Source organism: Planosporangium spinosum, from assembly GCF_049999945.1.
Classification (GTDB): domain Bacteria; phylum Actinomycetota; class Actinomycetes; order Mycobacteriales; family Micromonosporaceae; genus Planosporangium; species Planosporangium spinosum.
The window spans coordinates 181,851-201,418 of sequence record NZ_JBLYUB010000002.1 but is presented as its reverse complement, the minus strand read 5'-3'; the positions used below and the strand labels follow the sequence as shown (position 1 = coordinate 201,418).

At 74.7% G+C, this 19,568-nt stretch carries 19 protein-coding genes; 8 read left to right on the top strand and 11 right to left on the bottom strand.

The genetic code is table 11. From position 1 onward, the window contains the following. Positions 1 to 54: 54 nt before the first annotated feature. Positions 55 to 843: a general stress protein gene (locus ACNTMW_RS03720; RefSeq protein ID WP_426631913.1), complete on the bottom strand. Its 789-nt coding sequence runs from the start codon at positions 841 to 843 to the stop codon at positions 55 to 57. A gap of 440 nt (positions 844 to 1,283) precedes the next feature. On the opposite strand from ACNTMW_RS03720, the gene ACNTMW_RS03715 reads away from it, so the two are divergent. Continuing rightward, entirely contained in the window at positions 1,284 to 2,081 is a 798-nt protein-coding gene (locus ACNTMW_RS03715; protein WP_426631912.1) for a SigB/SigF/SigG family RNA polymerase sigma factor, read from the top strand. Positions 2,082 to 2,304: 223 nt separating this feature from the next. On the opposite strand, the gene ACNTMW_RS03710 is transcribed toward ACNTMW_RS03715, so the two are convergent. Next, entirely contained in the window at positions 2,305 to 3,120 is an 816-nt protein-coding gene (locus tag ACNTMW_RS03710) for a hypothetical protein (protein ID WP_426631911.1), read from the bottom strand. A 160-nt stretch (positions 3,121 to 3,280) separates the two neighbouring features. On the opposite strand from ACNTMW_RS03710, the gene ACNTMW_RS03705 reads away from it, so the two are divergent. Next, positions 3,281 to 3,691, top strand: coding sequence for a DUF2795 domain-containing protein (locus tag ACNTMW_RS03705; RefSeq protein WP_426631910.1), 411 nt, complete (start codon positions 3,281 to 3,283; stop codon positions 3,689 to 3,691). 125 nt (positions 3,692 to 3,816) lie between these two features. On the opposite strand, the gene ACNTMW_RS03700 is transcribed toward ACNTMW_RS03705, so the two are convergent. Both ACNTMW_RS03700 and ACNTMW_RS03695 read right to left on the bottom strand, forming a co-directional pair. Then, a complete protein-coding gene (locus ACNTMW_RS03700) occupies positions 3,817 to 4,779 on the bottom strand; it encodes a TIGR03557 family F420-dependent LLM class oxidoreductase (protein WP_426631909.1) in 963 nt (320 codons plus the stop codon). A 14-nt stretch (positions 4,780 to 4,793) separates the two neighbouring features. Next, a complete protein-coding gene (locus ACNTMW_RS03695; RefSeq protein WP_426631908.1) occupies positions 4,794 to 6,416 on the bottom strand; it encodes a RecQ family ATP-dependent DNA helicase in 1,623 nt (540 codons plus the stop codon). A gap of 99 nt (positions 6,417 to 6,515) precedes the next feature. Here ACNTMW_RS03695 and ACNTMW_RS03690 point away from each other — a divergent pair, with 99 nt between their 5' ends. Both ACNTMW_RS03690 and ACNTMW_RS03685 read left to right on the top strand, forming a co-directional pair. After that, positions 6,516 to 7,541 (top strand): radical SAM protein, encoded by a 1,026-nt coding sequence (locus tag ACNTMW_RS03690; protein ID WP_426631907.1) that lies wholly within the window; start codon positions 6,516 to 6,518, stop codon positions 7,539 to 7,541. Then, positions 7,541 to 9,136 carry a phytoene desaturase family protein gene (locus tag ACNTMW_RS03685; RefSeq protein ID WP_426631906.1) on the top strand — a complete coding sequence of 532 codons (1,596 nt, stop codon included), beginning with the start codon at positions 7,541 to 7,543 and terminating at the stop codon, positions 9,134 to 9,136. The genes ACNTMW_RS03690 and ACNTMW_RS03685 overlap by 1 nt, the downstream gene beginning before the upstream one ends. Positions 9,137 to 9,154: 18 nt before the next feature. Here the strand turns inward: ACNTMW_RS03685 and ACNTMW_RS03680 are convergent, their stop codons facing one another. Then, positions 9,155 to 9,613 (bottom strand): SRPBCC family protein, encoded by a 459-nt coding sequence (locus tag ACNTMW_RS03680; RefSeq protein ID WP_426631905.1) that lies wholly within the window; start codon positions 9,611 to 9,613, stop codon positions 9,155 to 9,157. A gap of 110 nt (positions 9,614 to 9,723) precedes the next feature. Here ACNTMW_RS03680 and ACNTMW_RS03675 point away from each other — a divergent pair, with 110 nt between their 5' ends. Together ACNTMW_RS03675 and ACNTMW_RS03670 are read left to right on the top strand one after the other, a co-directional pair. Next, entirely contained in the window at positions 9,724 to 10,740 is a 1,017-nt protein-coding gene (locus ACNTMW_RS03675) for an SDR family oxidoreductase (protein ID WP_426631904.1), read from the top strand. A 197-nt stretch (positions 10,741 to 10,937) separates the two neighbouring features. Further along, positions 10,938 to 11,594 carry a phosphatase PAP2 family protein gene (locus ACNTMW_RS03670; RefSeq protein ID WP_426631903.1) on the top strand — a complete coding sequence of 219 codons (657 nt, stop codon included), beginning with the start codon at positions 10,938 to 10,940 and terminating at the stop codon, positions 11,592 to 11,594. 75 nt (positions 11,595 to 11,669) lie between these two features. On the opposite strand, the gene ACNTMW_RS03665 is transcribed toward ACNTMW_RS03670, so the two are convergent. The 3 genes from ACNTMW_RS03665 to ACNTMW_RS03655 form a co-directional block, all read right to left on the bottom strand. Further along, on the bottom strand, positions 11,670 to 12,335 hold the full coding sequence (locus tag ACNTMW_RS03665) for a response regulator transcription factor (protein ID WP_426631902.1): 666 nt from the start codon (positions 12,333 to 12,335) through the stop codon (positions 11,670 to 11,672). Next, a complete protein-coding gene (locus tag ACNTMW_RS03660) occupies positions 12,332 to 13,780 on the bottom strand; it encodes a sensor histidine kinase (protein WP_426631901.1) in 1,449 nt (482 codons plus the stop codon). Before ACNTMW_RS03660 ends, ACNTMW_RS03665 begins: the two co-directional genes overlap by 4 nt. A 223-nt stretch (positions 13,781 to 14,003) precedes the next feature. Next, positions 14,004 to 14,597: a DUF5709 domain-containing protein gene (locus ACNTMW_RS03655; protein ID WP_426631900.1), complete on the bottom strand. Its 594-nt coding sequence runs from the start codon at positions 14,595 to 14,597 to the stop codon at positions 14,004 to 14,006. A 176-nt stretch (positions 14,598 to 14,773) separates the two neighbouring features. Between ACNTMW_RS03655 and ACNTMW_RS03650 the strand changes: the two genes are divergently transcribed. Next, the gene (locus ACNTMW_RS03650; protein ID WP_426631899.1) at positions 14,774 to 16,117 is read left to right on the top strand and encodes a tetratricopeptide repeat protein; all 1,344 of its coding nucleotides are present in this window, start codon (positions 14,774 to 14,776) and stop codon (positions 16,115 to 16,117) included. 109 nt (positions 16,118 to 16,226) lie between these two features. Here ACNTMW_RS03650 and ACNTMW_RS03645 read toward each other — a convergent pair whose 3' ends face one another. The 3 genes from ACNTMW_RS03645 to ACNTMW_RS03635 all read right to left on the bottom strand — a co-directional run bounded on the left by ACNTMW_RS03645 (position 16,227) and on the right by ACNTMW_RS03635 (position 17,564). Next, the gene (locus ACNTMW_RS03645) at positions 16,227 to 16,904 is read right to left on the bottom strand and encodes an HAD family hydrolase (RefSeq protein WP_426631898.1); all 678 of its coding nucleotides are present in this window, start codon (positions 16,902 to 16,904) and stop codon (positions 16,227 to 16,229) included. A gap of 67 nt (positions 16,905 to 16,971) precedes the next feature. Then, positions 16,972 to 17,286, bottom strand: coding sequence for a hypothetical protein (locus ACNTMW_RS03640; RefSeq protein ID WP_426631897.1), 315 nt, complete (start codon positions 17,284 to 17,286; stop codon positions 16,972 to 16,974). After that, positions 17,283 to 17,564 (bottom strand): hypothetical protein, encoded by a 282-nt coding sequence (locus ACNTMW_RS03635; RefSeq protein WP_426631896.1) that lies wholly within the window; start codon positions 17,562 to 17,564, stop codon positions 17,283 to 17,285. Before ACNTMW_RS03635 ends, ACNTMW_RS03640 begins: the two co-directional genes overlap by 4 nt. A 225-nt stretch (positions 17,565 to 17,789) precedes the next feature. Between ACNTMW_RS03635 and ACNTMW_RS03630 the strand changes: the two genes are divergently transcribed. Continuing rightward, positions 17,790 to 19,565, top strand: a complete 1,776-nt coding sequence (locus ACNTMW_RS03630) for an amidase (RefSeq protein WP_426631895.1) — start codon at positions 17,790 to 17,792, stop codon at positions 19,563 to 19,565. Positions 19,566 to 19,568: the final 3 nt, after the last annotated feature.

Here is a 19,568-nt window from a genome sequence, read left to right as displayed (position 1 = left end):
AGACCGCCGGGCGGTAGGCGGAGCCGCGTGGCGTGGGCGGCCGGCGGGCGGTCGTCAGACCGCGGGTAGGTGCGCCGCCCGGAGCGGTGGGACCGGCTGCCTTGCCGACGGTCCGGTTGCCTCCGACGGTTCGCGCGCTTCCGACCCCCCGGTGGCTTCCGGTGGCCGGGTCGATTCGGCCGACCCGGCCGTCGGCGTCTCGGCCGTCTCGGCCGTCTCTGCCGGTTCGGTCGGTGCGAATGTCTCGATCAGGACGAGTTCGGTGGGCAGGGCCACCACCTGGGCGGGTACCCGGTCGACGAGCGTCATCCCGGCCGGGTGGAGCTTGAGCAGCAGTCGCCAGGCCGACGCGGCCACCTCGATGTCGACGTGCAACTCGTGCCGGGTCGGGACCAGGCACCGCCGGGCCGTGCGGTCATCCGCCCCGCCGAGCAGCCCGTACCCGGCCAGGCCCACGACACCGCCGAACAGCGCGCCGACCGGCAGCACCCACGACGCGACGACCGGCAGGCTGTCGGATACCGGACGGCCCACCGCGAACGCGAACAGCATCATCAGCACGCCGACCCACAGCCCGCCGCACGCGCCCAGCGACCCGGCGCGGCCGGCGGTGACCCCGCCGCCCGGCTCGCTGACGAGCTTCAGGCCACCGCCCACGATGGCCAGCCGGTGGACCGGGAAGTGGGTGCGGGCGAGCAGGTCGACGGTCCGTTCGGCGTCCCGGTAGGACGCGAAGGAGGCGATCTGGGTACGGCCGGTCAGCTGGGCGTGCTCGGTGACGACCGGACGGGACCACCGCGGCGCACCGGGACGGAGGGCACGGCGCGTCCGCAGTACGGTCACGGGTATCGCCTCCTCGTGCCGGCCGGTCGGGCCACCGGCGGGAGTACCCGAATCCGGCGTGTTTACTCGCTGATCTTGTGTCGAGGCGTACCGTGGTGCCGTTGTGCCGAGCCGGTGACGGACCCACCGGCCGCGTGCCGCCGTCAGGTGGTTCGGTGCCCGCCGTGACAGGGCGCCGGCCGTGCCGGAGCGGCCGCCAGCAGGGCGTCCGGATCGGACGCCGGGGCATTGCCCTGTTCCGCGAGTTGAGCATTGCCCTGTTCCGCGAGTTGAGCATTGCCCTGTTCCGCGAGTTGAGCATTGCCCTGTTCCGCGAGTTGAGCATTGCCGTGTTGTGCGAGTTGACCAGCCTCATGCGCCGTGGACGCGCGGGCCTCACCCGGTGCCGTGCGCCGCCCCGCGCGGGGCTGTTTCCGTGTGCGCAAGGGGGGCGAACCGCGATGACCGCAGCGCTCGACCGTGCTCATCGGACGTTCCCGGTCGACGGAGACCTTGACGAGCGCGTCGCCGGCCTGATGGCGAGGATATGCGCGCTCGCGCCGGACGATCCCGCCCGGGCCGTCCTGCGGGCCGAGCTCATCAACCGGTGCCGGCCGCTGGCCGCATGCCTGGCCAGGCGCTACCGCAACCGGGGTGAACCACTCGACGACCTGGTACAGATCGCCGCCGTCGGGCTCATCAAGGCCGTCGACGCGTACGACCCGCGACGGGGGGTGCCGTTCGGCAGCTACGCGGTGCCCACGATCATCGGGGAGATCAAGCGGCACTTCCGGGACAAGGGTTGGGCGCTTCGGGTACCCCGGCGGTTGCAGGAACTGCGGCTGCGCATCGCGCGGGAGGTCGAGCCGCTGACCCAGCGACTCGGGCGCGCTCCCACCGTCGCGGACCTGGCCGCCTGGCTGTGCGAGCCGGAGGAGGACATCCTGGCCGGGATGGCGTGCGCCCCGGCCTACCGGACGCTGTCGTTGCAGGTCCCGCTGCGCGGCGCGGTCGGCGCGGAACTGGCCGACGTGCTGGGCGGGGCCGACCCGCTGCTGGAAGGGGTGGAGCACCGGGAGGCGCTGCGACCGCTGATCGCCCGCCTGCCCGACCGCGAGCAGCGGATTCTGCGGATGCGCTTCTTCGCCAACATGACCCAGTCGCAGATCGCGGCCGAGACCGGGATATCGCAGATGCACGTGTCGCGGCTGCTCGGCCACTCGCTGCGGGTGCTGCGGGAGGGGCTGCTGGCTGACTGACACGGCCGCGGTGGGCTGGCTGACTGACACGGCCGCAGTGGGCTGGGTGGGGCAGGGTCGCGGTGGGCTGGCCGGGCATGGCTGCCGTCGCCCGGCCGGGCGCGGGGTCCCGGGGCCGGTCGTCATCTCCGCCGGCCGGGCGCGGGGTCCCGGGACCGGCGGTCGTCCCGCCCGTCCCGGGACCCCGCCCGGTGTTCGTGGTGGTCATCCGGTGGTGCGTCGGTCACCAGTGGCTCAGCCACGGCAGCCGGGCGTCGAGCCAGTCGCGGAGCGCGGCGGCCTGGTCTGCCCCACCGTCGAGCCAGGGCACCGCCCGGCTGATGGCGAGGATGCCGAACACCACTCCGGCGATGCTGAACGCCAGGCCGAGCAGTGCGACGTGGTGGCCGGTCACGTGCCGGCGCGAGACCGCGGTCAGCGCCGCGGCGGCCAGCAGGAGGCCGAGTACGCCGGCGGCCACGGCGACCGGCGCCAGCCGCCCACTCAGCGCCGCGAGGGTGGCGGTCACACCGACGATCAGGCTCACCGTGGCGGTGATGCTGGTGTGTGCCCGGCGCGCGGGCTCGACGGCGTCGGTGCGGACGGGCTCGGTCCGGTCCCGGTCGGCGATCGCGGTGCGGCCGCGCTCCAGCAGTACCGGCTCCTGATCGGGATCCATGCGCTGGGTCCGCTCCGCCGGGGCGGCCGTCACGACCGCGCCGCCGGGCGGTACCGCGGCCACCGCGCCGCCGGGCGGTACCGGAGCGACCGCCCCGCCGGGCGGTACCGGAGCGACCGCGCCGCCGGGCGGTACGGGCGTGCCGGTGGCGCGCCGCTGGTGCGGGGCCGTCGCCCCGCGGACACCGTCCACCCCGGCCGATGGGTCCACCCGTTCGGTCCGGGGATCCGCGTGCCGACCGTAGCCGTCACGGTCGGTGTCCGTCGTGGCGCGTACCGGCGCGTCAGCAGCGGACGCCCCGGTGGTCGGGTCAGTGGTGGTTTCGTGATCTCCGGCGATCCGCCCGTCGCGGTCCCGCCGGTTCGAAAGGCCAATGGCCATCGCACACCTCCTATGGGTTCCCCGCCGTGACGGCGCGTACCGCACGGGTGCGCCAGCGGCGAGACATTGACGGGTTACCCATGTCTGCCGGCCGATACACCGACCGTTAGGTCGTTTGTGCCTGGGTTTGCGGCCAGCAAGGCGCGGGTACCCACGTCCCATGGAACGCGGCAATTCGAAGCACGGGCCACGGCTCGACGACGAAATGGAACACGAGGTTCGCGGCATGCTCCAGGGCGGGGTGGACACCCGCGTGGAGGAGTGGCGCGATCCCGAGCCGGCCGGTGAGGACCAGCCGAACCCGACGCGCGTGCCCGTCGGGTACGAGCGGACCGGCGTCCCGGCCGGCATGACCCCGGAGGAGGTCGAGCAGCGCAGCCGGATCGGACGCTACATCCCGTTGTCGGCGCTGCCCGGCGACCGTGACGACCTGCTCGCGGCCGCCGAGGAGAACGATGCTCCGCAGGACGTCATCGACCGGCTTGCCGCCCTGCCCGCAGAGCGGGTATTCGAGACGATCAACCAGGTGTGGGCCGCCCTCGGCGGGCACAACGAGGAGCGGCGCGCCTGATCAGAATCGGACAGGCCGGGAGGTTACGTTCCAGCTTCGTGCGCTGGGCATGGCCTTCCGGCCTTTCATGCTGATCAGTACCGGTCGGCCGGCATGAGGCGTCGGCCGACCGGCGCGGTACCCGGTTACAACCGCCGCAGGGCCGGCAGCAGCTCACGCTCGGCGAAGTCGAGGAACGTGCCCTGGCCCTCGGCGCCCACCTGGATCAGCGCGATGTGGGTGAAACCGGCCGCCACGTACGTGCGGACCGCTTCGACGTGCCGGTCGAGGTCGGGCCCGCAGGGCACCTGCTCGGCCACGTCCTCCTCCCGCACCGCCGCGCTGGCCGCCGCGAACGACCGCGGGTTGGGCAGCTCCGCGTTGACCGGCCAGCCCAGCCCGGTCCAGCGGAACTGCTCGTAGGCGGTCTTGCGGCACTGCGCCTCGTCCGGTCCGTAGCAGACCGGCAGCTGGCCGTACCGTGGCTTGCCGGCGCCACCGGCGGCGTCGAACATCTCACCGAGCTCCGGCTTGGGCTCGACGGCGATCATGACGTCGGCGTACTCGCCGGCCAGCTCGCACGACGCCGGGCCGGACACGGCGATGCCGATCGGCACACCCTCCTCGGGCAGGTCCCACAGCTTCGCCTCGGGTACCTCGAAGTACTCGCCGCCGTGGTGCACGGTCTCGCCGGCCAGCAGCGGCCGGATGATGTCGACCGCCTCGACCAGCATGTCGTGGCGCGCTGCCACGTGCGGCCAGGCGCCGACGACGTGCTCGTTGAGGTTCTCCCCGGCACCCAGCCCGAGGGTGAACCGGCCGCCGGACATCACGCCGATCGTCGCGGCCTTCTGCGCCACCACGGCCGGGTGGTACCGGCGGATCGGCGCGGTGACGAACGACATCAGCCCGATGCGCTCGGTCGTGTACGCCACCGCGCCGAGCACCGCCCACGCGTACGGCGAGTGCCCCTGCTCGGCCAGCCAGGGGTAGTAGTGGTCGGAGATGACCGCGAAGTCGAAGCCGGCCCGCTCGGCGCGGACCGCGTCCTCGACAAGTTGGGTGGGTGGGGTCTGCTCACACATCAGCGTGTAGCCGAACTGGGCCACGGAGATCCTCCCGATCAGGTCAGTAGGTGCTGCTCCTCGACCACCGGGACCGACAGCGTCTTGTACCCGACGTCGTCGAAGAGCACGGTCATCTGTTCGCCCTCGTACCGCAGGACGGTCCCGGCCCCCCATTCCGGGTGGGTGACCCGGCTGTGCACCGGGTACGGGCCCGCGGCTTCGGCCGTCTCGACCTCCTCCGCCAAGCCCGACAGGCAGTTGTCGCAGTGCCCGCACGGGTGCGCGAGGTACTCGCCGAAGTAGGCCAGCAGTGCCTGCCCGCGGCAGCCGGTCGTCTCGGCGAGATTGCGCATCATGTCCAGCCGCGAGCGCTGGACGGTCTGCCGGCGCTCCGCCTGGGCCACCGCCGCCGCGGCGGCCTCCGCCGGGTGCGGCGCGTACGCGGGCGTGCGCCACTTCCCGCCCCGGCCGGCAACCGCCGCACCGACGTCCTCCAGCAGGGCCAGCAGCTCGCCGACCTTGCGCGGGCCGAGGCCGATCTTCTCGCGCAGCGCGGTTCGGGTCACGGGCCCGGCGCGCAGCGCCTCGGCCAGCCGCGTCAGGTCCGCCTCGGCCGGCAGGCCGGAGGCGAAGAACCGGCGCAGGCCGCTGTCCTCCGTGCGGTGCAGCAGCAGCGCCCGGGCCGGTTCGCCGTCGCGTCCGGCCCGGCCGATCTCCTGAAAGTAGCTGTCGGGGGAGTCGGGCAGCGAGACGTGGTTGACCCAGCGGATGTTGGGCTTGTCGATGCCCATGCCGAAGGCGCTGGTCGCCACCATGACCGGTACCTCGTCGGCTGCGAACGCCTCGTGGCGCCGGGTGCGCTCGCGCACCGCCATGCCGCCGTGGTACGCGGCCGCCTCGACGCCGGACTCGGTCAACCAGGCCGCCAGCTCCTCGGCGGTCCGCCGGGTCGGCACGTACACGATGCCGGGCGGCGGCGACTCGCGCAGCCGGGCCAGCAGCCGCTGCCGGCGCTGGTCCTCGTCGACGCACTGCACCGCCTCCAGGAAGACGTTGGGCCGATCCAGCCCGGCGATCACCACCGCCGGGTCGGCGAGCCCCAGCCGGTCGATGATGTCCTCGCGTACCGGCGGGGAGGCCGTCGCGGTGAGCGCGACCACCGGCGGGTGGCCCAGCTCCCGGACCGCCCGGCCCAGATGCAGGTAGTCGGGGCGGAAGTCGTACCCCCACGAGGAGATGCAGTGCGCCTCGTCGACGGCGATGAGGCTGGGCCGGCACTCCCGGATCGCCGCGAGCCGTTCCGGGTCGGCGAGCTGCTCGGGGGTGACGAAGACGTACTCGACCGTCCCGGAGTGCAGCGCCTCGAGGGCGGCGCGCTGCGCCCCGGCGCTCTCGGCGGAGCTGAGCCGGACCGCGGCGAGCGCGGCGTCCTCCCGGTCGGCCAGCCCGGCGATCTGGTCGTACTGCAACGCCAGCAACGGCGAGACCACCAGCGTCGGGCCGGCCAGCAGGGTTGCCGGAACCTGGTAGATCGCGGACTTGCCGCCGCCGGTCGGCGCGACCACGAGGGTGTCCCGGCCGGCCATCACGGCCTCCATCGCGGTCGCCTGCTCAGGGCGCAGTTCTTCCCAGCCGAAGCGTTTACGCGCGGCGGCACGCAGTTGATTCGTGACGTCCATCGACTCTGCGCCGTACCCGGAGGGGTGGGTGCCAAACCATCGTGGATTGGCCGACGCGGCGCGGGGTACAGGGCGGGTCAATCGGCGGGAGGAGTGGGAATGGTCGCACCGGTGTCACCGACGTGGACGGACGCGCCGCCGCTGCCCGGCGAACTCCAGGTGGAGATCACCTCCGCCTGCAACCTGCGCTGCACGATGTGCCTGGTCAGCTACCGGCCGCCGGTCAACAAGCTGGCCGGGGCGATGACGCCGGAGCTGTTCACGCGCATCCTCGACGGGGTGCCGACGCTGCGCCGGCTCACCATGCAGGGGCTCGGCGAGCCGCTGCTGTCGCCGTACCTGCTCGACCAGGTACGGCAGGCCAAGGCGCGCGGCCTGACCGTCGGCTTCAACTCCAACGCCACGCTGCTGAACCGCCGCCGCGCCGACGAGCTGGTCGCGGCCGGCCTGGACTGGCTGCACGTCTCGCTCGACGGCGCGACCGCCGGCACCTACGAGGGCATCCGGCAGGGCGCCACGTTCGACACCGTGGTGGCCAACCTCGCCGGCCTGGTCGCCGCCAAGCGCGACGCCGGCAGCGCCACCCCGTGGGTACGGGTGGTCTTCGTCGCCATGCGCCGCAACGTCGCCGAACTGCCCGACCTGGTCGCGCTGCTGGCCCGGATCGGCGTGGACGAACTGCGGGTGCAGAACCTCAGCCACGACTTCTCCGACACCGACCCGGCCGGCCGCTACACCGGCATCCGCGAGTTCGCCGCCGCCGAGGGGCTGTGGACGTCACCGGAGTCCGCCGAGACCGCCGACCGCGCCTTCGTCGCGGCGCGGTGGGCCGCCGACACGTACGGACTGACCCTGCGGTTACCCCGGCTGGCGGCGGTGCCGGCCGAGCCCGGCCGGCCCGGCTGCACCTGGCCCTGGGAGTCGGTGTACGTCACCAGCCAGGGTGTCGTGCAGCCGTGCTGCATGGTGATGGGGGACGACCGGGTGTCGCTGGGCCGGCTGACCGAGTCCGGCTTCGCCGAGATCTGGCACTCGCCCGGCTACCGCGACTTCCGCCGCCGGCTGGCCGCCGACGACCCGCCGGCGGTGTGCCGGGGCTGCGCGCTGTACCGGAGGACGTTCTGATGGGCTGGGAGACCGTCGACGCGGTGGTCGTCGGGGCCGGCCACAACGGCCTGGTCGCGGCGAACATGCTCGCCGACGCCGGCTGGGACGTCGTCGTCGGCGAGGCCACCGACCACCTCGGCGGCGCCGTGCGGTCGACCGAGTTGGCCGCGCCCGGCTTCGAGTCCGACGTGTGCAGCGCGTTCCACCCCCTCGGCTTCGCCGCGCCGCCCCTGCGCGACCTGCGGTTGACCGAGTACGGGCTGCGCTGGACGCACGCCCCGCACGTGCTGACCCACCTGCTGCCCGACGGGCGGGCGGTCACGCTCGACCGCGACGTCGATGTCACCGCCGCCTCGCTGGACGGGTTCGCGCCCGGCGACGGCGCGCGCTGGCGCCGCGCGTACGCCCAGTGGTGCGACCTGAGCGACGACCTGATCGGCGCGCTGATGCGGCCGTTCCCGCCGGTACGGCCCGGGCTCGCCCTGTACCGCCGGCTGCGCACCGCCGGCCTGCTGCGGCTGGCCCGGCGACTGCTGCTGCCGGCCCGGGGCCTCGGCGAGGAGCTGTTCGCCGGCGAGGGCGGGCGGGCGCTGCTGGCCGGGCTGGCCCTGCACACCGACCTCTCCCCGGCCGACGGCGGCAGCGCGGCGTACGGGTGGCTGCTGGCCATGCTCGGCCAGCAGTACGGCTTCCCGGTACCGGCCGGCGGGGCCAGCCGGCTGACCGAGGCGCTGGTCACGCGGCTACGCGCGCGGGGCGGCGAGATCCGGACGGGGGAGCCGGTCGACCGGGTGGTGGTGGGCGCCGGCCGGGCGCTCGGGGTGCGGACCGCCGGCGGCCGGTTCTGGCGGGCCCGCCGGGCCGTGCTCGCCGACGTACCCGCCCCGTCGCTCTTCCTGGACCTTGTCGGCGCCGACCGGCTGCCCGCCCGGCTCGTCGCAGACCTGCACGACTTCCACTGGGACCACGCCACGATCAAGGTCGACTGGGCGCTGTCGGGCCGGCTGCCGTGGACGGCCGGGGACGTGCGCGGCGCGGGTACCGTGCACCTGCGCGCCGACGTGGCGGGCCTGGTCGAGTACGCCGCGGACCTGACCGCCGGGCGGGTACCGGAGCGGCCGTTCCTGCTGCTGGGCCAGATGACCACCACCGACGCGACCCGCTCGCCGGCCGGTACCGAGTCGATGTGGGCCTACACCCACCTGCCGCGCCGGGAGAAGTGGCCGGCCGCCGAGGTCGAGCGGCACGTCGAGCGGATCGAGGCGGTCATCTCCTCCGCCGCACCGGGGTTCCGGGACCTCGTCGTCGGCCGGCACGTGGCCGGGCCGGGCTGGCTTCAGGCGGAGAACCCGAGCCTGGTCGGCGGGGCGATCAACGGGGGTACGTCGGCGCCGTACCAGCAGCTGTTCCTGCGCCCGGTGCCCGGGTTGGGCCGCGCCGACACCCCGGTCGACCGGCTCTACCTGGCCAGCTCCAGCGCCCACCCGGGTGGCGGGGTGCACGGCGCGCCGGGCGCGAACGCGGCCCGGGCGGCCCTGGTCCGCGACCGGGTGGTGGCCGGCGACCTGTACGCGGCTGCGATCCGGACGGCGCAGCGCGCCGTGTATCGCTGAGATGGTTGACCGGACCGGTTACCGCTGGTGCGCCCGGTCGGCCGCCCGGCGGGTGGCCAGGTCCGCCAGCCGCCGCAGTGATTCCTTGTTGCGCCAGTGCAGGGCGATGTCGCTGACCCGGGTGTGCAGGAGCCTCGTCGGGCCCGCCGGGAAGTACTCGATCATCGTGACCCGGGTGGCGGAGGCGCCGGCCGGGGCGAGGTCGAGGCGGACCCGCCCCTCACCCATCGGCCACAGCCGTATCCGCAGCAGCAGCATCCGGTCCTGCTCGCAGTCGAGGACCACCGACTTGTCCGCGATCGAGAACGGCCACGGCCCCACCTTGTGGTGCAACGCCGTGCCGGGGGCGGGGTAGCCACGGTCGACGGCGCGGATGTGCGCGGTCCCGACCACCCAGTCGCTGTACGTCCAGCCGTCCGCGAGGACCGCGAACACCCGGTCCGGTGTTGTATTGATCAGGTATTCGGTCTTGGCCACGTATCCGGGATGCCCGCCATGGCACCCGGCTAACCGTGATCGCGCCCGGTGCCACGCAACGGTGTGAACATCACCGATTGGATCGGACCCGTCGTGGGCATCCTCAGACCATGGGTATGCGTGCACGGGACCAGGTGGTGGTGATCACCGGAGCGAGCGGTGGCGTGGGGCGGGCGGTGGCCCGCCGGTACGGCATCCGGGGCGCCCAGGTGGCGCTGCTCGCGCGCGGAGAGGAGGGCCTCGACGCGGCGGCCGTCGACGTCCGCGCCCGCGGCGGCACGGCGCTGACGGTACCGGTGGACACGGCCGACGCGGACGCCGTCTTCGCCGCCGCCGACCGGGTGGAGTCCGAGCTGGGACCGATCGACATCTGGATCAACAACGCGTTCACGTCGGTGTTCGCGCCGTTCGCCGAGATCAGCCCGGAGGAGTTCGCCCGGGTCACCGAGGTCACCTACCTCGGCTACGTCTACGGCACCCGCGCCGCCCTGACGCGGATGCTGCCCCGCGACCACGGCACGGTCGTGCAGGTCGGCTCCGCCCTGGCCTACCGGGGCATCCCGCTGCAGAGCGCCTACTGCGGCGCCAAACACGCCATCCAGGGCTTCCACGAGTCGCTGCGCTGTGAACTGCTGCACACCGGCAGCCACGTACGCACCACCATGGTCCAACTCCCGGCGGTCAACACGCCGCAGTTCGGCTGGGTACTGTCCCGGCTGCCCCGCCGCGCCCAACCGGTACCACCGATCTACCAGCCCGAGGTCGCCGCCGACGCGATCGTCTACGCCGCCGACCACCCGGGCCGCCGCGAGTACTGGGTCGGCGCCTCCACCGCCGCGACGCTGATCGCCAACGCGGTCGCCCCCGGCCTGCTCGACCGCTACCTCGCCCGCACCGGCTACTCGTCCCAGCAGACCGACCGGCCCGCCGACCCGCGCCAGCCGACCAACCTGTGGAAACCCGCCGACGCCACGGCCGACTACGGCGCCCACGGCGACTTCGACGACCGGGCCACCACCCGGGCACCGCAACTGTGGGCCTCCCACCACCACGGCCTGCTGCTCGGCGGCGCGGCGCTGGCGGCCGCCGGCGCGGTGGCGGCCGCGAAGCTGCTGGGCCGCCGCTGATCGGATCTTCGTGATCAGGGACCCCGGGCTCCCTGATCACGGAGGGTTCGCGTTGCCGTTGCCACGCACCCTCTGCGCGATCACGGGAGTTCGGGGGTCTGCGGGGTGCGGGCGTGTCAACCCTGACGAAGGTCTAACGGCCACCCCTGGCTTCCGGGTCGGGTACGGGGTGCGCCGGCTGCGTACGGTCGGCCGCCATGAACCGAATGTTGACCGCGTTCGCGCTGCTGGTGACCGGCGCCGGTGGGATGCTGCTGCTGGCGCCGGGCGGATTGGGCGACCCGAGGGTGGAGCGGGTCACCGCCGGCCGGTCCGCCGACGGGTACCGCTGGCTGGTGGAGGCGGTACCGGAGGGCTTGCGCGAACCGGCCGGGGCGGGCGCCGGCGCCGGGCTGCTGGTCCTGGCGTCCCTGCTCGGCTGGCACGCCTGGACCGCGTGGCGCGGGGACCGGCCGGCGGTGGCCGGAGCGCTGCTGGTCGGCGCCGCGACCGTGGTGGCCTACGGCCTCAGCGAGGCCCTGAAACTGGTGGTGGACCAGGAGCGGCCGTGCCGGGCGCTCACCGACCTGGCCGGCTGCCCGCCGGTCGGGGACTGGTCCTTCCCGAGTAACCACGCCACGATCGCGGGCGCCCTGGCGGCCGGGCTGGTAGTGCTGTCGCCGCGGCTGGCGGTACCGGCCGTTCCGCTCGCCGTCACCGTCGCGCTGCTGCGGGTCGTCGCCGGGGTGCACTACCCGCACGACGTCGCCGCCGGGCTGCTCCTGGGCGGTACGGTCGGCGCGTCGCTGGTCGTCGCGGCGACCCCGGCGGCGTCCCGCCTGCTGGCCAGGGCGGCCCGATCGGTGGCGCGTTAGTCGCCGGGCCGCCCGCTGTCCCCTTGCCGGCGACCCGCCCGCTGTCCCCTTGCCGGCGACCCGCCCGCTGGCGCGTCAGTCGGCGGTCGGCACGATGCCGGCTTCGTGGGCCACTACCGCGGCGGCGGCCCGGTTCGGTGCCCCGAGCCGGGCCAGGATGGAGCTGACGTGCGCCTTGACGGTGCCCTCCACCACGGACAGCCGGCGGGCGATCTGCCCGTTCGACAGGCCGGCGCCCAGGTACGCCAGGACCTCCCGCTCCCGGCCGGTGAGCTGGGCGACCAGGTCCCGGGCGGTACCGCGCCGCGCAGTGGCGCCGGCCGCGAGGTGGGCGACGACCCGGGCGGCGACCGTCGGCGACAGGTACGCCGCGCCGCCCGCGACCGCCCGTACCCCGGCGATGAGTTCCTCCGGCGCGCCGGACTTGATCAGGAAGCCGCTCGCGCCGCCGCTCAGCGCCCGCAGGATGTAGTCGTCCTCGCCGAAGGTGGTCAGCAGGACGACCCCGGTACCCGGAACGGTCCGGCTGATCTCGTTGGTGGCGGTGATGCCGTCGGTGCCCGGCATCCGGATGTCCAGGACCGCCACGTCGGGCCGGTGCCGCTGGACGAGGTCGACGGCGGCCCGGCCGTCGGCGCCCTCGGCGACGATCTCGATGCCGGGGTCGGCGGAGAGCACCGCCCGTACGCCGGCGCGGACCAGTGGGTCGTCGTCGGCCACCACCACCCGGATCGCGTTCACCACGTCAGGGTATCCAGCGTGATCAGGACCTCCGCGCGGAAGCACAGCCGGTACGCGTCGCCGGAGCGGTTGTCGAACGGGTTGCGGGTCATTGCGTAGTACTCGCAGGTGACCCCCTCGCCCGGTGGGCGCGGCGCGGGCGGCGGCTGGGGCGCCTGCCGCCGGGGGAGCAGCGCGCCGATCTCGGCGCGGGTCTGCCCGACCCGCAGCGCGGCGTAGCTGTGCCGGTCGAGTACGGCCTGCCCGGTGACGTGGAAGGACCAGCCCCACAGCACTCCGGTCAGGACCGTGAAGGTGAGCAGTGGGACGACCGCCGCGGCGAGCACCGCGCGGCCGACCCGTCGGCGGGCACGGCGCAGGTGACCGCTGGTGGGGGAGGGCTCCGTCGTGGGCGTGGACACCGGCGTCGACGCGGCGGCCGTTGCCGTGGACGTGGACGCCTCCGTCGCGACCGCGGTGCGTGGCAGCCGGGCGACGACGGCGAACCCGCCGTCGTGCGGGCCGGCGGTGAAGGTGCCGCCGGCCAGACGTACCCGCTCCCGCAGGCCGGCCAGGCCGTACCCGCCGGGTTTCGGCGCCGTCCGGGGCCCGCCGCGACCGCCCCGGCGGGGACCGCTCGCCGCGACCTCGTTGACGACCTCGACCTCGACGCCGTCCGGCGGGTACGCGATCCGGACGGTCGTCGCGGCGTCCGGGGCGTGCTTGGCGACGTTCGTCAGCGCCTCCTGCACCACCCGGTACACCGCGTGCTCCGGCAGCGGCCCACCGGCCGGGTCGCCCTCGACGACCAGTCGCACGTCGAGGCCGGACGTGGCCGCGCCGGCCACGAGGTCGGCGACGTCCGTCCCGGCCGGTCGGGCGGGTGCGGGGTCGGCGTCCGTGCGCAGCACCCCGATCACCTCGCCGAGCCGCGCGACCGCCGCGGCGGCACCGGCGCGCAGGTCGCCGGCCGCGGCCCGGTGCCGCTCGGGCAGGTCGGCGGCGAGCGTGAGCGCGCCGGCACGCAGCGCGAGCAGGCTCAGGTCGTGGCCGAGGGCGTCGTGCATGTCCTGCGCGATGCGGGCCCGCTCGCGCATCCTTGCCTGCTCGGCGGCGAGCCACTGCGCGCGTTCGAGGTGGGCGGCGCGCTCCCAACCGGTCCGGACCAGCTCCCTGGACTGCCGCCAGACGAGACCGACCAGCCAGGGCAGCATGCCGCCGAAGACCGCGACGGCAACGAGCCGGCTGCCGGCGGCGATCGGGGACGGTACGACGGCGGCGAGCACCGCGCCCGTGCCGAGGGTGGCGGCGAACCCGAGGACGGCCGTGCGCAACCGGTCCAGCCACAGTCCGGCGAGGAGCGCGGTGACCGGGGCGGTCACGGCGAGGCGCAGGTCGACCGCGCTCAGGGAGACGGCGACCAGCGACAAGCCCAGCAGGACACCCCCGGTGCGAGTCCTCGTCACCCGGAGGACCCTAGCGGGTGACGCATATGTCCCGTTGTCATCCACGAATGGCCGGCGTGCCCGGACAGCGTCGCCGGCCAGCGGGGGCGTGCCCGGATATCGCCACCGGTCAGCGACGGGTGCCGACGGATGTCGCCGGTCAACGGCCGTGCGTCAGGGCATCACCGGCGGTCGGTGCCGCGCTGCCGGCTGCTGCCCGTGGGGTGGCGGCCGGCCGCCGGTTCTACCGCTCGGGGACCTCGTGGATCGCCATCTCCTCGGCGGTCGGGCCGCCGCCGTCGGGGCCGGCGTCCCAGGCCACCGCGTCCTTCTCGCGGTCCTCGTGCGCGCCCTCGTCGGGTTCGACGAGCCGGCCGATCGGCCGGCCGGCGTCCGGGATCGCGCCGGGGCGGTCGTACAGCGAGACCGGCGAGTCGTCCGGCTCCAGCGGAGCGTCGTCGGCCAGCCCGGCGTCCGGATCCGGCCGGTCGACCTCGTCGTTGTCCAGGTCGACGTTGTCGCCCGGAAGGTTGTCGACCAGGTCGGCCTGGGCGCTGGCCGTGGGGCTGGCCAGGCCGGCGCCCTCCTCGGGTGGCTCCTCGCGGGCCAGCTTGTAGTCCAGCGACTCGCCGATCCGGGCCTCCTCCGGGGTCACCCCGTACCGGTCGATGGCCATCGGCGCGCGGCCGGGCAGGGGCGCCGGGTCGGGGCCGTCGGCCTCGCGCGGCGATTCGGCCCGGCTCTCCTCCATGGCGATGTGGTCGTCGTCGACCACGTCGGGTAGGCCCTCGGACTCCGGATCGGAGACTGGTTCGGGGTAGTTGTCCAAGCGTCGCATGGGACTGATCTACCCATCGGCCAAATCCTGACACCTGCGGCCCTGTGACGCGCATCCGCCCGCCTTGTGCCGCGCCACCCGGGCCGATTCGCGGCACCTTGCGCATTCATACCCTTCCCCTGCGTTACCGCCGCCTCTAGGCTCGGGCGCGCGGGCGGCGCAGGGAGGTGATCGCGGTGGCCCCGGACTTCGCCGACCGGCTGGCGGAGGCGGCGCGCCTGCAGGAGCGGTGGCAGTTCGCTGCCGCCCGGGACGTCCTGACCGCGCTGCTGGCCGGCGCCGACCGGCCGGCGGACCGGCTCGCCGTCGTCACCGCCCGGCGCATGCTCGCCGAGGTGCTGCGCGAACTCGGGGAGACCGAGGAGGCGTACGCGCTTGCGCAGCCGCTCGCGGACGAGTGCGTGGCCCGGCTGGGCGCCGGCCACCCGGCCACCGCGCGGGCGCTCACCGTACTGGCGACAGTCGCTCAGGCGCGCGGTGACCTCGCGGCCGCCGAGGAGCTGTACCGGCGGGTGCTGGACGGCCGGTTCCGCGAGTCCGGGCCGGCGGGACGGGCGGTACGCCTGGCCCGGGCGTATCTGGCGTTGCTGCACCGCGACCGGGCCGCGGAGGGTACGGAGGCCGATCCCGACCGGGGTGGCGATGCGCGGGCCGAGGCCGCCCGGGCCGCGCTGGAGGCCGCGTACAAGGGGCTGCGTCGCGCCTACGGCATCACCGACCCGGACACCATCCGGTTCGCGGTGGAACTGGCCCGGACGGCCCGGCGGGCCGGTGACGACGCGGTCGCCCGCCGGCTGCTGACCGTCGCGCGGGCCGGTTGCCAGGCCCGCCTCGACCCGTGGCACCCGTTGGCCGCCCTGATCCGGCGAGAGTCGGCCGAGTTCGAACCGGCGGAGCCGGCGTCACCGGAGCCGCCCGCCGAGCCGGCGCCGGCCATGCCGCCCGCCGAGCCGGCGCCGCCGGAGCCGGTCGCGATCTCTTCCGAACCCGTCGTGGTTGCCGTCCCGCCGGCCCCGGTCGCCGTCCCGCCGCTCCCGGTTGCCGTCCCGCCGCTCCCGGTCAGTGCGGCGCCGGAGGGCGGTCGCCGGCCGCGCCGTACCCGCCGGTGGCTGCTGGTCCTGGTCGCCGTCGTGGTCGTGGTCGTAGCGGCCGTCGCCACCGCGATCGCGGTCGCCATCGGCGACGGCGGAGAATCGGCCCGCCGGCCCGCTGACCGCTCCGCCCCGGCCCGGCCCGCTCCCACCGGCCACGAGCCGCTCCCCGTAGACGTGCGCGACGAGGGTACGCGGCTGGTCGTCGGGTGGCCCGATCCGGCGCCGGCACCGGTCGTGGTCGCGGTGGCGCGGGACGGTGCTCCGGCTGCCGTGGTGACGACCCTGCCGGCCGGCAGTCGGGGGTACGTCCTCGCTGGCACGGACCCCCGGGCGGAGTACTGCGTGATCGTCGGTGCGGTCTATCCGGGCGAGGCCACGTCCGCCACGACCACCACCTGCACGACGCGGGCGGCGAGGTCACGGTGACGGGCCGGCCGGCGGATCCCGACCGGCCGGCGTCGGACCACGCGGCCGGCGAGGCGTCGCCCCACCCGGCCCGGGAGGCGTCGCCCCACCCGGCCCCGGCGGGCTCGCGTCACCCGATCAGCTTCGCGATGGCGGAGCGCTCCAGGTTCTCGCAGAGCGCGGCCGGGTCGTCGTACGTCTCCACCGCGCCGGCCTCGCGCAGCTCCGCCGCGCTGGTGCCGCCGCAGGTCAGACCGATACAGGCGACGCCCGCGCGCGCGGCGGCCACGGCGTCCCACACCGCGTCGCCGACCATCAGCGCGGCGTCGGGCGACAGCCCGGACTCGCGCAGCGCCACGGCGAGGATGTCCGGGTCGGGCTTGCTCGACTCGACATCGCTCTTGCTGGTGGCGGTGTGGATGACGTCGTCGGCGTCGAGGGCGCGCCGCAGGGCACCGAGTTCCTTCTGCGACGCCGAGGAGGCGAGCACCACGCGCAGGCCGCGAGCGGCACAGGCGCGCAGTAGGTCCGCGGCGCCGGGCAGCGGGCGCAGCCGCTCCCAGTAGGTGGTGTAGAGCGCGAGGTGGGCGCCGCTCATCTCGGCGTCCCGGTCCCGGTCACGGTCCGGGCCGAGCAGGTGGTCGAGCAGCTTGTCCGAGCCCATCCCGATGGCCCGGTGTATCCGCGCCATCGGCACGGTGTATCCCGCCTGGCGCAGCGCCTCCCACCAGGTGACCGCGTGCAGGTAGTTGGTGTCGACCAGGGTGCCGTCGACGTCGAACAGCACACCGCGAACGGATTGATCCATGTGCCGACTGGTACCCCGAAAGGCGAGCGGTGATGCGCCGGGGCGTCAGGTGGTCCGGGCAGCGGTGTCAGGCGGCCCGGGTCGGCTTCTGCGACAACGAGGCGAGCACCCGGATCACGTCCGCCAGCGGCACGGTCGCGCTGTGGTCGAGTTCGGCGAGGCCCTTCTCGATCCACTCTCGCATCAGCGTGGTCGCGCCGATGCCCCGGGCCTCGGCGACGGACCGGATCCGTTCGTCGAGCGCGACGGGCAGTCGGATCGAGCGGGACACCATCGGCTCGGGGCTGTCCGGGCGCGGCAGTCCGCGTACCGGTTCACCGGTGACCAGGTCGTCGAGGTCCTCACCGGTCTGGAAGCGGCGCAGTACTTCTTTGTCGTTCATCGTGGGCCTCCCGCCCAGTCGTCGAAGGCCTGTTTGGCCCGCCCGCCGGCTTCGCGGGCGAGGAAGACGACCCACTCGTCGTCGCCGCGTTCGGTCAGGACGACCTCCAGCAGCCTCCCGAGCGAGGTCGGGGCGACGACGCGCAGCATGTCGTCGTCGATGTGCTGCACCAGGCGGCTCGCCGCGCCGAGCGCCTCGAGCACCTCCCGCGGCGTGACGCCGAACAGTTCGAGGTTGTCGAGGGCCGTGTGGCTGAAGTCGAACCTGCCGCGCACCATCGCGGTGGAGCGTACCACGAGCGTGGTACGTGGCCTCCGTCCGGCGGTCGCGGTGCGGCACGCGAACCACGCGTCCGCGACGCGGTACACGGACATGAATTGCTTTCGGGATCAAGGATCTGTGGACGAATTCGCATCAACCGGAATCGCGGTCCGGGCCGGTTGGAAAGGGACATCGACAGGTCTAGACACGACGGGACCTGTCCCCGGGCCCCGGAGGTCGCCATGCGACGAATACCCTCACCCGCCGTCCCCGGACGGCCGGGTCCACCCGCCGTCCCTGGACGGCCGCGCGGGTCGGTTCCCCGCGTACGGCTCGGCTCGTCGGTCGTCCTGGTCTGCGCGCTCGCCCTGGTCGGCGCGGGGGTGACCGCAGGCGCCGCCGCCGCCGCGGGCCCGGCGGGAGACGGCTCCGCGGGACTTACCACCGCCGCATCGGCCGGTACCCACCTCGCCGGTGTCGACCTCGAGCGCGCGACCGTGGCCGACCTCCAACGCGCGATGGACCGGCACCGGCTCAGCGCGGCGGCGTTGACCGGGTTCTACCTGGCCCGCATCCGGCACCTCAACCCGGCGCTGCACGCGGTGATCGAGACCAACCCGGACGCGACGCGCGATGCGCTGGCCAGTGACGCCCGGCGCCGCCGGCACGGCGCCCGGTCGCCGCTGGAGGGTATCCCCGTCCTGCTCAAGGACAACATCGACACCGCCGACCGGGAGCGGACCACCGCCGGTTCGTACGCGCTGGCCGGCTCCGTACCGGCGCGTGACGCGTATCTGGTCTCCCGGCTGCGCGCCGCCGGCGCCGTCGTCCTCGGCAAGGCGAACCTGTCGGAGTGGGCCAACTTCCGCTCCACGGCCTCGTCGAGCGGCTGGAGCGGGCGCGGCGGCCAGACCGCCAACCCGTACGTCCTCGACCGCAACCCGTGCGGCTCCAGCAGTGGCTCGGCGGTCGCCGCCGCGGCCAACCTCGCCGCCGTGACCATCGGTACCGAGACCGACGGCTCGATCGTGTGCCCGTCCGGGACCGTCAACGTGGTCGGGATCAAGCCGACACTGGGCCTGGTCAGCCGGGCCGGCGTGGTGCCCATCTCGGCCCGGCAGGACACCGCCGGCCCGATGACCCGGACCGTCACGGACGCCGCCGCGGTGCTCTCGGCGATCCAGGGCGTCGACCCGCGCGACCCGGGCACCGCCCCGGCCGGGCCGTACGCCGGCCGCGACTACCTGCGCGCCCTCGACCCGCAGGCCCTGCGGGGCGCCCGGATCGGCGCGTGGCGCCAGGCGGCCGGTACCAGCGCCGACGCCGCGAGGGTGCTCGACGAGAGTGTCGCCCGGCTGCGCCGGCTCGGCGCCACCGTGGTCGACGTGACGCTGCCCGGCCTGGACGCCGTCGGCGACGCCGAGTACCCGGCGCTGCTGGCCGAGTTCAAGCACGACGTCAACGCGTACCTGGCGCAGCGGCCGGGGCCGCACCCGGCGGACCTCGCCGGGCTGATCGAGTTCAACCGGCAGCACGCCGACCTCGAGCTGCGCTACTTCGGCCAGGAGATCTTCGAGGAGGCCCAGCGGACCAGCGGTGACCTGTCCGACCCGGCATACCGCGAGCTGCGGGCCACGGCCACCGACGGTGCCCGCGCGGCCATCGACGGCACCCTGCGTGCCGGCCGGCTGGACGCGATCGTCGCACCGACCAACGGCCCGGCGTGGGTGACCGACCTGGCGCACGGCGACGACTTCACCGACTTCGCCAGTTCGTCCACGCCGGCGGCCGTGGCCGGCTACCCGAACGTGACGGTGCCCGCCGGGTACGCCCGCGGCGAGCTGCCGATCGGCGTGTCGTTCTTCGGTACCGCATGGAGCGAGCCGCGGCTGATCGGGTACGCCTACGCGTTCGAACAGTCCACCCAGGTCCGCAAGCCGCCCCGGTTCCTGCCCACGCTGCCCGATCCGGCCGGTGCCACCGCCCACGACCGGCAGGCGGCCGTCGCCACCCGGTGAGGC

What these genes read in the sequence shown, in the direction of transcription:
- ACNTMW_RS03715 (WP_426631912.1), top strand. Translation starts at nt 1,284, where the DNA reads ATGACCGCAGCGCTCGACCGTGCTCATCGGACGTTCCCGGTCGACGGA.
- ACNTMW_RS03710 (WP_426631911.1), bottom strand. Translation starts at nt 3,120, where the DNA reads ATGGCCATTGGCCTTTCGAACCGGCGGGACCGCGACGGGCGGATCGCC.
- ACNTMW_RS03705 (WP_426631910.1), top strand. Translation starts at nt 3,281, where the DNA reads ATGGAACGCGGCAATTCGAAGCACGGGCCACGGCTCGACGACGAAATG.
- ACNTMW_RS03695 (WP_426631908.1), bottom strand. Translation starts at nt 6,416, where the DNA reads ATGGACGTCACGAATCAACTGCGTGCCGCCGCGCGTAAACGCTTCGGC.
- ACNTMW_RS03690 (WP_426631907.1), top strand. Translation starts at nt 6,516, where the DNA reads ATGGTCGCACCGGTGTCACCGACGTGGACGGACGCGCCGCCGCTGCCC.
- ACNTMW_RS03685 (WP_426631906.1), top strand. Translation starts at nt 7,541, where the DNA reads ATGGGCTGGGAGACCGTCGACGCGGTGGTCGTCGGGGCCGGCCACAAC.
- ACNTMW_RS03675 (WP_426631904.1), top strand. Translation starts at nt 9,724, where the DNA reads ATGGGTATGCGTGCACGGGACCAGGTGGTGGTGATCACCGGAGCGAGC.
- ACNTMW_RS03670 (WP_426631903.1), top strand. Translation starts at nt 10,938, where the DNA reads ATGAACCGAATGTTGACCGCGTTCGCGCTGCTGGTGACCGGCGCCGGT.
- ACNTMW_RS03655 (WP_426631900.1), bottom strand. Translation starts at nt 14,597, where the DNA reads ATGCGACGCTTGGACAACTACCCCGAACCAGTCTCCGATCCGGAGTCC.
- ACNTMW_RS03645 (WP_426631898.1), bottom strand. Translation starts at nt 16,904, where the DNA reads ATGGATCAATCCGTTCGCGGTGTGCTGTTCGACGTCGACGGCACCCTG.
- ACNTMW_RS03640 (WP_426631897.1), bottom strand. Translation starts at nt 17,286, where the DNA reads ATGAACGACAAAGAAGTACTGCGCCGCTTCCAGACCGGTGAGGACCTC.
- ACNTMW_RS03635 (WP_426631896.1), bottom strand. Translation starts at nt 17,564, where the DNA reads ATGGTGCGCGGCAGGTTCGACTTCAGCCACACGGCCCTCGACAACCTC.
- ACNTMW_RS03630 (WP_426631895.1), top strand. Translation starts at nt 17,790, where the DNA reads ATGCGACGAATACCCTCACCCGCCGTCCCCGGACGGCCGGGTCCACCC.